13 protein-coding genes are annotated in these 12,972 nt (G+C 62.2%); 5 read left to right on the top strand and 8 right to left on the bottom strand.

Annotated elements, in window-relative coordinates:
* Positions 1–37 precede the first annotated feature (37 nt).
* Positions 38–346: an AzlD family protein gene (locus tag ACODR6_RS21480; protein ID WP_130278007.1), complete on the bottom strand. Its 309-nt coding sequence runs from the start codon at positions 344–346 to the stop codon at positions 38–40.
* Positions 347–348: 2 nt separating this feature from the next.
* Positions 349–1,068 (bottom strand): AzlC family ABC transporter permease, encoded by a 720-nt coding sequence (locus ACODR6_RS21485; protein WP_112715430.1) that lies wholly within the window; start codon positions 1,066–1,068, stop codon positions 349–351.
* A 125-nt stretch (positions 1,069–1,193) separates the two neighbouring features.
* On the opposite strand from ACODR6_RS21485, the gene ACODR6_RS21490 reads away from it, so the two are divergent.
* Complete coding sequence (locus ACODR6_RS21490; RefSeq protein WP_130278008.1) at positions 1,194–1,442, top strand: DUF2164 domain-containing protein; 249 nt, start codon at positions 1,194–1,196, stop codon at positions 1,440–1,442.
* A 3-nt stretch (positions 1,443–1,445) separates the two neighbouring features.
* Here ACODR6_RS21490 and pncA read toward each other — a convergent pair whose 3' ends face one another.
* On the bottom strand, positions 1,446–2,072 hold the full coding sequence (gene pncA, locus ACODR6_RS21495) for a bifunctional nicotinamidase/pyrazinamidase (protein WP_112715426.1): 627 nt from the start codon (positions 2,070–2,072) through the stop codon (positions 1,446–1,448).
* Positions 2,073–2,359: 287 nt separating this feature from the next.
* On the bottom strand, positions 2,360–2,911 hold the full coding sequence (locus ACODR6_RS21500; RefSeq protein WP_112715743.1) for a hypothetical protein: 552 nt from the start codon (positions 2,909–2,911) through the stop codon (positions 2,360–2,362).
* A gap of 371 nt (positions 2,912–3,282) precedes the next feature.
* Here ACODR6_RS21500 and ACODR6_RS21505 point away from each other — a divergent pair, with 371 nt between their 5' ends.
* Both ACODR6_RS21505 and ACODR6_RS21510 read left to right on the top strand, forming a co-directional pair.
* The gene (locus ACODR6_RS21505) at positions 3,283–3,681 is read left to right on the top strand and encodes a DUF488 domain-containing protein (RefSeq protein WP_489024348.1); all 399 of its coding nucleotides are present in this window, start codon (positions 3,283–3,285) and stop codon (positions 3,679–3,681) included.
* 354 nt (positions 3,682–4,035) lie between these two features.
* A complete protein-coding gene (locus ACODR6_RS21510) occupies positions 4,036–4,383 on the top strand; it encodes a hypothetical protein (protein WP_130278011.1) in 348 nt (115 codons plus the stop codon).
* A gap of 2 nt (positions 4,384–4,385) precedes the next feature.
* Here ACODR6_RS21510 and ACODR6_RS21515 read toward each other — a convergent pair whose 3' ends face one another.
* The 4 genes from ACODR6_RS21515 to ACODR6_RS21530 form a co-directional block, all read right to left on the bottom strand.
* Entirely contained in the window at positions 4,386–4,682 is a 297-nt protein-coding gene (locus ACODR6_RS21515) for a type II toxin-antitoxin system RelE/ParE family toxin (RefSeq protein ID WP_489024350.1), read from the bottom strand.
* Entirely contained in the window at positions 4,675–4,935 is a 261-nt protein-coding gene (locus tag ACODR6_RS21520; protein ID WP_489024557.1) for a type II toxin-antitoxin system ParD family antitoxin, read from the bottom strand. Before ACODR6_RS21520 ends, ACODR6_RS21515 begins: the two co-directional genes overlap by 8 nt.
* A gap of 69 nt (positions 4,936–5,004) precedes the next feature.
* Complete coding sequence (locus tag ACODR6_RS21525) at positions 5,005–7,461, bottom strand: UvrD-helicase domain-containing protein (RefSeq protein ID WP_112715418.1); 2,457 nt, start codon at positions 7,459–7,461, stop codon at positions 5,005–5,007.
* Positions 7,462–7,528: 67 nt separating this feature from the next.
* Positions 7,529–8,206 (bottom strand): YoaK family protein, encoded by a 678-nt coding sequence (locus ACODR6_RS21530; RefSeq protein ID WP_489024352.1) that lies wholly within the window; start codon positions 8,204–8,206, stop codon positions 7,529–7,531.
* Positions 8,207–8,500: 294 nt separating this feature from the next.
* Between ACODR6_RS21530 and ACODR6_RS21535 the strand changes: the two genes are divergently transcribed.
* Both ACODR6_RS21535 and ACODR6_RS21540 read left to right on the top strand, forming a co-directional pair.
* Complete coding sequence (locus tag ACODR6_RS21535; RefSeq protein ID WP_449097270.1) at positions 8,501–9,682, top strand: efflux RND transporter periplasmic adaptor subunit; 1,182 nt, start codon at positions 8,501–8,503, stop codon at positions 9,680–9,682.
* Positions 9,679–12,831: an efflux RND transporter permease subunit gene (locus ACODR6_RS21540; RefSeq protein ID WP_449097269.1), complete on the top strand. Its 3,153-nt coding sequence runs from the start codon at positions 9,679–9,681 to the stop codon at positions 12,829–12,831. The genes ACODR6_RS21535 and ACODR6_RS21540 overlap by 4 nt, the downstream gene beginning before the upstream one ends.
* Positions 12,832–12,972: the final 141 nt, after the last annotated feature.

Here is a 12,972-nt window from a genome sequence, read left to right on the forward strand (position 1 = left end):
ACAAAAACAAAGGGCGGCCTCGAGCCGCCCTTTTCCGTTACATGCCGATCGTGTGGCGCCAGGCCATGACGATGACCCAGGAGACGGCGAGCATCCACATATGCGAGTAGCGCAGGCCGATGACGAGGGCGGCGGCGAGCGCCAGCTTGGAATCCCAACCGCCATCGAAGAAGGCAGGGGCGACCAGCGTCGTCAGGACGGCGGCGGGAACGGCATTGAGCGCCGCTTCCATGCGCGGCGGAATGCGCTTCATCGTGGTGATCAGCACGTAGCCGCCGATGCGCGTCGCATAGGTGGCGACGGCGGCGGCGATGATGACGAGGACCATGTGGAGATCGAATTGCATGATCAGACCTCGTGCGGCTCGTTGGCCGGTTCCGGCGCGTGGACGGCTGGTAGCGGCAGAAGGGCCGCCAGGATGATGCCGGCAGCGGCGCCGAGGCTGACATGCCAGGGCGAGCCGACGAGGTGATAGGCGATCACTGAGGCGACGGCGCTGACGAGCGCCACCGGCAGGAAGTTGTCGCGGCTGCGGAAGCCGAGCACGATGCCGAGGAAATAGGCGGGCAGCAGGATATCGAGGCCGAGCGTCTTGGGATCGCCGATGAAGCTGCCGAGAACGCCGCCGAGCAGGCTGATCAGCACCCAGGGAATGTAGATGATGATGCCGAAGCCGAGGTACCAGATGAAGGTGACCGGCTTGCCGGCCTCACCGCGCTTGACCGTTTCGGCAAATTGCGGATCGACCAGCAGGAAGAAGGTGAAGAACTTCTGCAGCGCCGTGAAGTGGCGGATGTGCTTGGCGATCGCTGCCGAATAAAGAACGTGGCGGAAGTTGACGGCGAGGATCGAGGCGACGATCACCCAGGCAGGCACATTGCCGCCGAAGAGCTCGATGCCGACCATCTGGCTGGCGCCGGCATAAACAGTGGCGCTCATGAAGGTGAGCTCGGCAAGCGACATGCCGTGATCGGCGGCAAGCGCCCCGAACAGCGCGCCGAAGGGGGCGGAGGCGAGGGCCACGGCAAAGCCGCCCCGCAAGCCGTCAACGAAATCCGACCGACTCATCGGTATCTTCCTTTTCTCGAATGGGCCTCCTCTATGGCGCAAAGGCTTTCGCCGCAATCGAATTTCCTTGATTGACCGATCGATTTCGCTGAACGGTGGTGGCGTTCACGAGGAGAGGAAGAGCGATGAAAGCGGTGGAATTCTCGAAGGATGAGAAGGCGCAGCTGAGCGCGCGCATCCAGCATTTCTTCGACAGCGAGCTCGATCAGTCCATCGGCATCATCAAGGCGGAGCTGGTCATGGAGTTCTTCGCCAAGGAGATCGGCGCCGCCTATTACAAGAAGGGGCTGCAGGATGCGCATGCGGCCTTTGCCAAGCGCGCCGAGGATCTGGCCGACGATATCTACGGATTGGAGCGGGCGGCGACGGACTGAGGCTCAGGCCTCGAGCACCTGTTCGCTGCCGATGATCTCGATGCCGCGTGCGCGCATTTCCTCGATTGCGGCGTCAACACCCTCGGCGGTGATGCCGCGGCTGGCATCTTCGATGAAGCGGACCTTGACGCCCGGGATCATGTCGAGCGCGTCGATCGCCGAGAACTTTACGCAATAATCGGTAGCGAGGCCGCAGACGTCGAGCTCGGTGACGCCCTGGTCTTCGAGGAAATCCGACAGTCCGGTCGAGGCATCGCGGTCGTTGTCGCGGAAGGCCGAGTAGCTGTCGACATGCGGGTTTTCACCCTTCTGCTGGATGAGGTCGATCTCGTCGGCCTTCAGTTCCGGATGCAGTTCTGAATCGACTGTGTGCTGGACGCAATGATCTGGCCACAGCATCTGCGGCTTGCCGGAGAGTTCGCCCATTTCGAAGGGTTGTTTTCCAGAATGCGAGGAGGCGAAGCTGCCATGGCCGGGCGGATGCCAATCCTGCGAGGCGACGATCAGCTGATATTTTCCACTGTCGATCAGACGATTCGCCACCGGGACGACCTTGTCGCCATCGGGAACGGGAAGATTGCCACCGGGACAAAAGCCGTTCTGGATATCGACGAGCAGAAGCGCTCTCATCAAAAAGGACTCCCTCGAAGCGTGTCTTGCGCAATCGGGATCGCGATCATCTCAAGCGATTAGTGGGGGTCTCAGGCTTTGCATGCAAGCCCTATTTTTCGGGTATTTCGATTGGCGGTGCGGTACTTTAAGCACGTTCGCCTCATCTGCCTGACATCACGCGCGTCGCGTGTGCATTTTGCCATTCTCTGCGTCTTTAGACTGCGGCAGTCCGGTGACGCGGCTGCCACTCATCAATCAACGTCCATCTTCCCCGGCAAGGCTCCCCCGGCGGAGCCCGGCTCGGGTCAGATGGCCTGGATCTCGCCCTGCGTGTCTGCCGTATCGGCAGCAGGGGAGGAACCGTAGGTATTCTGGTAGGCCTGCTGCGACTTCTGGATATCGCTGAGGATATTGGTCAGGAACTGATCATCGTCATCGCCCGACGCATTGCCTGCGAGGGCCTGCGTATCGCCGGAGAGGATTTCGCTGGTCGTCAGCTGACCGTCGCCATTGGCATCGAGCGAAGCAAGAACGCCCTGCGGGCCGCTTGCGGCGTCGGTGCCGTCACTGCTGTCATCGCTGCTGGTGCCGCTATCGGACTGCTGCTGCATCTGCAGCATCATGTTGAGGATATCGGCGGTGATGCGCTGCACGACGTCGGTGGTGGAACCGCTGTCGTCGTCGGTGCTGGTGGAGGACGCCTTCGCAGTACTGGTGGCGGTCGTCGATGCACCGGTGGAAATGTTTGCCGCAGCAAGCTCGTCGGCGGAGATAATGCCGTCGCCGTTCTTGTCGAGGCTCGAAATCGGGGACTGATACTGGGTGAGGGCGCTGCCCAAGGATGATACACTGGTCACTAGAACCTCCTTTGCGAGTTCATCGTGAAGCCCGGTCTTCATGGCCGGACAGGAGCCGGGCTAAGCCGATTTGCGAGTCGGGTCAAAGCGGCGTTTTGACAGGGGAGAAGTACGATTGACGGATGATGCCGACGCAGTCTAAACTTTGGCGTACCGAAATTATGTCTTTGAAATAGAATGGTATTTTAGAGCGATTTTCGGCGAATCTCCTTCGGTTTCGTGTTGGTTTTTGGCATTTTGCTCCGGTCTCGCCATGCCAGGTGGCCGCTGCCTGCCTCTTGGCACGCCGTCGCCGGCTGCGGCATATTGTCGAGCGCAGCGCGCGCCTTGCGCGGTTACAGGGAATCAATCGCGCTGCCGGGAGGAGACGAATGGCCATCAGCATCGTGCGCCTGGGATCGCCGCGCGGAAAAGACGAGGGCTTACGGATCGGCACTGTCAGGCGGCCGCCGCGTGGGGTGCCGAAGGAAGAATTCGCCAGCCGTGACTATTACGATGTCTGGCTGCCGATGCTTTCGCCGAGCGCCGAACTTGTGGCCGAGGCGCGTTTGGCGGAAACAGAGAAGGAATGGCAGGCGTTCAGCCGTGCCTTTCTCAAGGAGATGGCGGTGCCGGATGTGGCGCGGGTGCTGGATATGCTGGCGCTGCTGTCGCAGGGCACGAATTTCGCTGTCGGCTGCTATTGCGAGGAGGAGAGCCGCTGCCATCGCAGCCTGCTGCGTGAGCTCTTCGAGGAGCGCGGCGCCCGGATCGTCTGCGTTTCAGCCTGAATGCCGCGCAGCAAAAAGGCGCGAACCCCGGCCCGCGCCTTCTGTTCCCTTGCGTCGAGGGCTCAAGATCCGATGATCTTGTTGCAGGCCATGGCGATGCCCGGATTGCCGATGAGGGCAACCAGGAGCGAAAGGCCGATCATCGACAGTGAGTAGCGTTTCATCTGCGTCCTCCTTATCCAGCCCACGGGCAGTATGCGGGAGGAGGGGCGGCAGACGAAGTCACGAATGGGTGACACCGGCTCACATAAGGTCCATCGCGGCGTGAAGCCTTGCCCTATGCCCTGCGTAAGCCCTTGCAGAAGCGCGCCATTTCTGCCTTTCTTGGGGTGACCGTCATCGGGAGGGAAAGCGGTGGCAGAGCCCGGTCCAGAAGAGAAGATCGACTCGACATTCCGGAACGGCTCGCTGACGGCGGCCGGGATCATCCTCGGCTTTTCCCTGAACTTCATCAGCCGCTGGGTCTCCAACCCCAACGACTGGAGCCGCATCGACATCCTCCCCATGGCCTTCCTCACCGTCGGCATCGCCATCCAGGTGAAGGTCTTCGCCGATCTGCTGGCGCGCGACTCGCTGATCGCCGCCAACTACGACCGCTCGCGGCGGCTGTTTCTGATCGGGCTGGTGATCGTGGCGCTGGGGATGGGGATTGCGCTGCTCAACGATATTCTGGGGCTAGGGTCGATGCAGATGCTGGGGTGAAGTCAGGCTTCGTCCAGCCAATGCGCAGGATCGCGCTTTCCGTGGACGATGGCGATAATGAGGACGCCGTAGGACGTGGGCTCGTAGATCGCGATATAGTGGCCCTCAATGAGAAGGCGGGCGGTCTCGCTGAGCTCGGGGCGGGAAGGCCCTATTTCGGGATGCGCCGCGGCGAGTTCGAATTTGTCGAAGAGACGGACAATGAGCTGATCGGCAGCGGCTTCGTTATGCACGGCGATATCGTGCCATATCTCGCGGAGATCGTTCTGTGCTCTGGGCGTCAGCCTGTAGCTAGCCACGTGCGGAGCGTTCCGCCTTCAGGCCCTTCAAGAACGCTGCGGGATCGACGTCTTCGTCTTCTCCGCTGTTTTTCCCGTCATGATAGGCTTGCTTGAGCCGGTCCAGTTCGAGGGCGCGGACGTCTTCGCGCTGTTCCCATAACCGCAGTGCGTCGCGGACAACCTCGCTGTTCGATGCATAGCTGCCGCTGTCGACGGCGCTTTGCAGTCGCGCGGCCTGTTGAGGTGTCAGCGAGACGGTAAGGGTTCGCATGTTCGTGCTTTTCATGGGCGTGACCATAGCACGGCAAGCAATATCTAACAAACTTTGTTAGGTGGTGGCCTAAACCCGCTCCACAAACCCGTCCAGCACCCGCTTCTGCCCGGCCCGGTCGAAATCGATCGTCAGCTTGTTGCCTTCGATACCGACGATGTTGCCGTTGCCGAACTTCATGTGGAAGACGCGGTCTCCGGTCTTGAACTTCGAGGGTTCGGCGGAGGTGGATTTGGCGACGAGTTCGCCTTCGATGGTGCGGCCGCGCGGGCCGCTTTCGCCATAGCCAATGCGTTCGACGGCGTGGCCGGAGCGGGTGCCCCAGTTGTCGCGGGTGGCGTCGGTTTTGTTCTGCTGGGCGCGCTTCCAGCCGGGCGTCGAATAGGAATTTTGGAAGGGGTCGGCCTTGTCGAAGCGGGACTGGCCGTAGCCACCGCGGCCATAACCGCCGTAGCTCTGCTCGGTCTCGGCGACTTCGACATGCGTTTCCGGCAGTTCGTCGAGGAAGCGCGACGGGATCGTCGATTGCCAGAGGCCGTGGATGCGGCGGTTGGAGACGAACCAGATGTGGCAGCGGCGCTTGGCGCGGGTGATGCCGACATAGGCGAGGCGGCGTTCCTCCTCGAGACCAGCGCGGCCGCTTTCGTCGAGCGAGCGCTGATGCGGGAAGAGGCCTTCCTCCCAGCCGGGCAGGAAGACGGTGTCGAATTCGAGGCCCTTGGCCGAATGCAGCGTCATGATCGAGACCGCGTCGAGGTCTTCGTTCTGCTCGGCATCCATGACCAGCGAGACATGCTCAAGGAAGCCACGCAGCGACTCGAAGCTATCCATCGAGCGGATCAGTTCCTTGAGGTTGTCGAGGCGACCTGGCGCTTCGGCCGTCTTGTCGTTCTTCCACATGTCGGTGTAGCCCGACTCTTCGAGGATCGTCTCGGCAAGTTCTGTATGCGGGGTGTTCTCCAGCAGTCCCTGCCAGCGGCGGAAGGACTGGATGACGTCGAAGAGCGCCTTGCGCGCCTTCGGTTTCAGTTCGTCCGTTTCGATGATGTCGGCGGCGGCCGCCAGCATCGGGATGTCGCGGGCGCGGGCATAGTCGTGCAGCGCGCGCACCGTGGTATCGCCGAGGCCGCGCTTCGGGGTGTTGATGATGCGCTCGAAGGCGAGATCGTCGGCCGGCTGGGCGACGAGGCGGAAATAGGCCATGGCGTCGCGGATTTCGAGGCGCTCGTAGAAGCGCGGGCCGCCGATGACGCGGTAGTTGAGGCCGAGTGTCACGAAGCGGTCTTCGAACTCGCGCATCTGGAACGAGGCGCGCACCAGGATCGCCATGTCGTTCAGCTTATGCTTGTCGCGCTGGAGCTGCTCGATCTCTTCGCCGATGGCGCGGGCTTCCTCTTCGGAATCCCAGGAGGCATGAACCTGCACCTTGACGTCTTCGGGATCGGAGCGGTCGGTGAACAGCGTCTTGCCGAGGCGGCCTTCATTGTGGGTGATCAGGTGCGCGGCGGCACCGAGAATATGGGCCGTCGAGCGGTAGTTACGCTCGAGCTTGATGACCTTGGCGCCCGGAAAGTCCTTCTCGAAGCGCAGGATGTTGTCGACTTCGGCGCCGCGCCAGCCATAGATCGACTGGTCGTCGTCGCCGACGCAGCAGACATTCTGCGGCTCGCCCTTCGGCCGCTGAGCGAGAAGCCGCAGCCACATATACTGGGCGGTGTTGGTGTCCTGATACTCGTCGACGAGGATGTAGCGGAAGCGGCCGTGATATTCCTTCAACAAATCCGGGTTCTTGCGGAAGATCGCGATCGGATGCATCAGCAGGTCGCCGAAATCGCAGGCGTTCAGCGTCGACAGGCGGTTCTGATAGGCGAAGTAGAGTTCGCGGCCCCGGCCGTTTGCAAAAGCGCGGGCATCGCCTTCCGGGATGTCGGCAGGGCCGAGGCCCTTGTTCTTCCAGGTGTCGATCATCCCGGCGAACTGTTTGGCCGGCCAGCGCTTGTCGTCGAGCCCTTCGGCCTGGATCAGCTGCTTGATGAGACGCACGACGTCGTCGGTATCGAGAATGGTGAAATCCGAGCGCAGGCCGACGAGCTCGGCATGGCGGCGCAGCAGCTTGACGCCGATCGAGTGGAAGGTGCCGAGCCAGGGCATGCCTTCGACCGCGCCGCCCACGAGAACGGCGATACGTTCCTTCATCTCGCGGGCCGCCTTGTTGGTGAAGGTGACGGCGAGGATCTGCGAGGGGAAGGCGCGGTTGGTATTGAGGATATGGGCGATGCGCGTCGTCAGCACGCGGGTCTTGCCGGTGCCGGCGCCTGCGAGAACGAGGACGGGGCCTTCAAGCGTTTCGACGGCGTCGGTCTGTTCCGGGTTGAGGCCGGAGAGATAATCCGGGCGTCTTCCGCCATCGCGCGCTGCCATGGCGCGGGCTGCCAGGCCGCCCGCTGCCGGAGCGCCAGCAGCTGGTTTGCGCGGCGCCTGCGGCTCTTCGTCGAAGAAGGGGATGTCGTCGAAACTATTGCTCATGCCGCGTAATGTAGTGATTCGGTACCGAAAGACCAGAAAAGATGTTCTGCTTCCGTACCCCAGGCTTTTATGGGGTTTTCTCCGGGCGGAAGGCGAGCGTCACCGAGGCCAGCGCCAGCAGCGGCGGAAGTGCGAAACACCAGACGCCCGCGACGATATAAGAGAGTGCGGCCAGCCCGCAGCCGAGTGCGAAGGCGGCAACGGCGAGCGCCATCTTCGAGAGACGGGTTTTCACCGGCTTTTCGGGATCGCCCGTCGCGCCCTGGGCGACATCGGCAAGGTCGATCATGATCTGCGTCGTCGTACCGGTCATCAGTGTGGTCGGCGGAGCGGATGAGAGGTAGATGCGGTGGACGGCGTTCTGGATCGCCATGGCGGTGACCAGGAGCATACCCGTCGCGACCAGCGGCAGCCCATCGGGATCGGCGAATGGGCCGAGGCGGATCGCCAGTACCGCACCTGCCGTCAGGAACAGCAGCTTGAGGATCAGCATGATGCGCAGGCTAAGGTCATTGTTGCTGACGCTGCGGCGCATGACGTAGCGCAGCAGGAAAATGGTGAGGCAGAAGACCGGCAGCGCCAGAAGCTTGGCGATGATGCCCGAGGTGCCCGAAGCGAGGGCCGCGCCGAGCGTCACGAAATTGCCGGTGACATGGGCGGTGAAGAGACCGCCGAGCCCCAGGAAACCGGCGGTGTCGACATAGCCGCCGGTGAAGCTCAGAAGGAAGGGAAGGGCGGGGCGCATCGGTCCTCCGGGTGGCGGGGGATTGAGAGAAATCTGCGTCTTCTACTGCGCTTTTCTGGCATCGCTAAAGAAGCGGGCCGTAAAATTCTTCAAAAAGCTGCGCTTCTCAAGCAAAAGTGACTTGCATCGCCACTTTCCGGACCTCGTCCAGATTACAATTCTGTAATGACGGATGGATACGCTTGAAGCCGGTTTGTAAAGGGGTGATATTGCCGCAGTCAGGCGGGAATCTTTGCCCCAGTACGCCTCTTTCGACCGACCCTGGTCCAACCTCGAGTCCCTCTGGAGACGTGAATGGCTTTTTGGAAGCAGTTTGTTCTTTCTATAGTTGTTATTGTTGCCGGTTTTGCCGGATGGATATTTTTTGCGCCCGGTGCGGCGGATAGTTTGAAAAATGCCGGGGTTCCCGAGAGCCTCGTTTCCAGGATTGCGCCGTCTGCGAAGACGGCTGATGCGACGGCTCCTGCTGCAGAGGGCGGCAATCGCCGCAATGGCGGCGGACGCGGCGGCAATGGCGCGGTTCTCGTCGTCACGCAGGATGTCGTCCAGGGTGTCGTCAACGACCGGCTGAGCGCCATCGGCACCGGTGATGCCATCCGCTCGGTTGCGGTCACGCCGCAGGCGACCGGCACGATCCGCGAGATCCTCATCAAGTCGGGCGACAAGGTGAAGGCCGGTCAGGTGATTGCCAAGCTCGACAGTGAAGAGCAGGTGATTGCCAAAGGCCAGGCCGAAGTGGCGCTGAAGGCGGCACTCGAGAAGTCTAACCTCTATCACAATATCAAATCCAGCGTGTCGCGCATGGATGTATTCGATGCCGAGATTGCCGAGCAGGGCGCACGCCTGCAGCTGCAGGCCGCCGATCTCAATCTGACGCGCCGCGATATCACCGCACCGATCGACGGCATCGTCGGCATCGTCCCGGTCAATATCGGCGACAATGTCACGACCACGACGCCGATCGTCACGCTCGACGACCGCAGCGAGATCCTCGTCGATTTCTGGGTGCCGGAGCGATTTGCCAATACGGTTTCCGTCGGCCAGCCGGTCGAGGCGACGTCGGTTGCCCGTCCCGGACAGGTGTTTTCCGGTGAGGTGGAAGCGGTCGACAACCGCATCGATTCCGCCAGCCGTACGCTGCGCATCCGGGCCCGTATCGATAACGCGTCGGACGAGCTGCGCGCCGGCATGTCCTTCAATGTCGGCATGAAATTCCCGGGCGACAAATATCCGGCGGTCAATCCGCTCGCAGTACAGTGGGATTCGCAGGGGTCGTTCGTCTGGCAGGCGCTCGACAACAAGTCGCACAAGGTGCGCGTCAGCATCGTCCAGCGCAATCCGGATTACGTTCTCGTCAAGGCCGATATCAAGGATGGCGACGCGATCATCACCCAGGGCCTGCAGCGTATCCGAGAAGGCGGGGCTGTGCGGACGGCCAATGAGGTTGCTTCCAATAATGGAGTGGCGACCCAATGAGCGTGACCGAGATCCACGACCGCGCCTCCGGCAAGCAGAGTTTCACCGCTCTCTTCGTGCGCCGGCCCATTCTGGCGCTGGTCTTCAACACATTGATGGTGGTCGCCGGCCTTGCTGCCTATGTCGGCATCGAGGTGCGCGAACTGCCTGACGTCGATCGCCCTGTCGTCACCGTGCGCACCACCTTCGACGGTGCGTCGCCGCAGACGATCGACCAGGAGCTGACGAAGGTGATCGAAGGCGCGGTTGCCCGCGTCAGCGGCCTGAAATCCATCTCGTCGCAATCGCAGTTCGGCCAGAGCCGCGTGACGCTGGAATTCTCCGATTCCGTCGATCTCGCCGTGGCCGCTAACGACGTGCGCGATGCGATCGGCCGGATCACGCAGAACCTGCCTGACGACGCCGACGCACCACAGATCGTCAAGGCGGACTCGGATTCGCAGGCGATCATGCGTCTGGCTGTCACCTCCAGCAATCTCAACATGGACGACCTGACGCTGCTCGTCGAGAACGAGATCGTCGACCGCCTGGCATCAGTCGATGGCGTTGCCGATGTCGAGGAGTATGGCGATCAGGAAAAGGTCTTCCGCGTCGATGTCGATCAGAGCGCGCTGGCAAGCCGTGGGCTGACGATCGGCGACCTGACGCAGGCGCTCAGCAATGCGGCGCTCGATGTGCCCGCGGGATCGCTGAAGAGCACGACGCAGGATATCGTGGTGCGCGCCACCGCCAACCTGCAGAAGCCCGAGGATTTCCAGAACGTCATCCTGCAGGACCGTGTCCGGCTCGGGGACGTCGCGACCGTGACGCTCGGCCCGCGGGACGGCGAAACGGCGCTGCGCTCCAACGGCAACCCGGGCATCGGTCTCGGCATCATCCGTCAGGCGCAGTCGAACACGCTGAATATCTCGGCCGGCGTGCATGCCGCCGTCGAGCAGTTGTCGAAGACGCTGCCCGAGGGTACCAAGATCGCGATCACCAGCGACGATGCCGTGTTCATCCAGGGCGCGATCCATGAGGTCGAGCTGGCGCTGATCCTCGCCGCCGTGATCGTCACCGCCGTCATCTATCTCTTCCTGCGGGACTGGCGGGCGACGCTGATCCCGGCGGTCAGCATGCCGGTGGCGCTGATCGGCACGCTGGCGGCGATCTACATGGTCGGCTTCTCGATCAACATCCTGACGCTGCTCGCCATCGTCCTGGCGACCGGTCTCGTCGTCGACGACGCTATCGTCGTGCTCGAAAACATCGTGCGGCGAAGGGCCGAGGGCATGGGGCCGCGTGCGGCCGCGGTGCTCGGCACCCGCGAAGTGTTCTTCGCCGTCATCGCAACGACGGCGACACTCGCTGCCGTCTTCATCCCGCTTTCCTTCCTGCCCGGTCAGGTCGGCGGTCTGTTCCGTGAATTCGGCTTCGTGCTGGCCTTCTCGGTGGGGCTGTCCTCGCTCGTGGCTTTGACGCTTTGTCCGATGCTCGCATCGCGCATGCTGACAAAGCCGATGCGTGAGGATCACGGGGCGCTCGGTCGCTTCGGCAACCTGTTTGCCACCGCCTATAAGTGGGGGCTGCAGCGCTGCCTCAATGCGCCGCTCGTCGTCATCATCGTTTCGCTGCTGTTCGGGGGCGCTGCACTGCTCGCCTTCTCGACGGTCAAGAGCGAGCTGACGCCGAATGAAGACCGCGCCATGGTGATGATGCGTCTGACCTCGCCGCAGGGCTCCAGCCTTGAATATACCCGCGACAAGATGCAGCTCGTCGAAGAGTATCTGCAGCCGCTGGTCGATAGCGGCGACATCCAGAACGTCTTCTCGATTTCGGGACAGGGTGGCCAGGCCAATAGCGGCTTCATGGTGCTGACGCTGGCGCCCTGGGGCGAGCGTGAGCGGACCCAGGCGGAAATCGTCCAGGACATCAACCGGGCGGCATCGCGTGTTCCGGCGCTGCGTGGCAACGCGATCTCCTCGAACAGCCTGCGCATCCGCGGGGCAGGCAACGGCCTGCAGATGGCGCTGATCGGCAACAATTACGAAGATCTGACGGCCGCGGCGCTGAAGCTGGTCCAGGCACTCGACGCCACCGGCCAGTTCGATACGCCACGACTGACCAATGAGCCGACGCAGGCCCAGGTTTCGGTGTCGATCGACCGCGAACGGGCTTCCGATCTCGGCATCGATATCACCGGACTTTCGACGGCGATCCAGTCGCTGCTGGAAGGGCGCTCGGTGGTCGATGTCTTCGTCGACGGTGAATCCTATCCTGTGCTGCTGACCTCGACGACGCGGCCGATCGACGATCCGACCGATCTCGAAAACGTCTTCCTGAAAACGGGGGACGGCAAGATCGTGCCGATGTCGGTCATCGCTTCGCTGAAGGAAGGATCGGTTGCGCCGCAGCTGAACCGTGAATCACAGCTGGCCTCAGTGGCAATCACCGCCGGTCTCAAGGACGGCATGTCGCTCGGCGATGCGGTGCATCAGGTGACACAGCTTGCAGAGCCGCTGCTGCCCTCAGGCGCCCGGCTGCTGCCGCTCGCCGAAGCTGCGACGCTGGAAGAGAATTCCAGCGGCATGGCGCTGACCTTCGGCTTCGCGATCGTCATCATCTTCCTGGTTCTGGCGGCACAGTTCGAAAGCGTGCTGTCGTCGCTGATCATCATGTCGACGGTGCCGCTCGGTCTTGCCTGCGCGGTGTTTGCGCTGATCATCACAGGGTCGAGCCTCAACATCTACAGCCAGATCGGTCTGGTGCTGCTTGTCGGCGTCATGGCGAAGAACGGCATTCTGATCGTCGAGTTCGCAAACCAGCTGCGCGACCACGGCGTCGAGGTGCGCGAAGCCATCGAGCGGGCCTGCGAGCTTCGCCTGCGCCCGGTGATGATGACAATGATCGCGACCATTCTTGGGGGCGTTCCGCTGGTCTTTGCGCATGGGGCGGGTGCCGAAGCCCGTGTGGCGCTCGGCTGGGTGATTGTCGGCGGTCTCGGGTTTGCGACCCTGGTGACGCTGTTCATCACGCCCGTCGCCTACCTGCTGATTGCCCGCTTCGCCAAGCCGCATGCCCATGAAGAGGCCCGGCTGCACGAGGAAATGTCGCATGCGACGCGGCCCAAGGTGGTGCCGGATGCGGAGCAGCTGCAGGCTGCCGAATAAGCGTTTTTGCTATGTTTTCAAGGGACGCCGCCGGATTTCCGGCGGCGTTTTTTATGGTCAACGAAGAATTGTAAAACAGCGTGAATCACTTCTGAAAGTTAGCCGTTTTTTAAGTATAAACGGCAATGATCGCGCCGTGAC

It is taken from the genome of Rhizobium sp. FG96, from assembly GCF_057808655.1.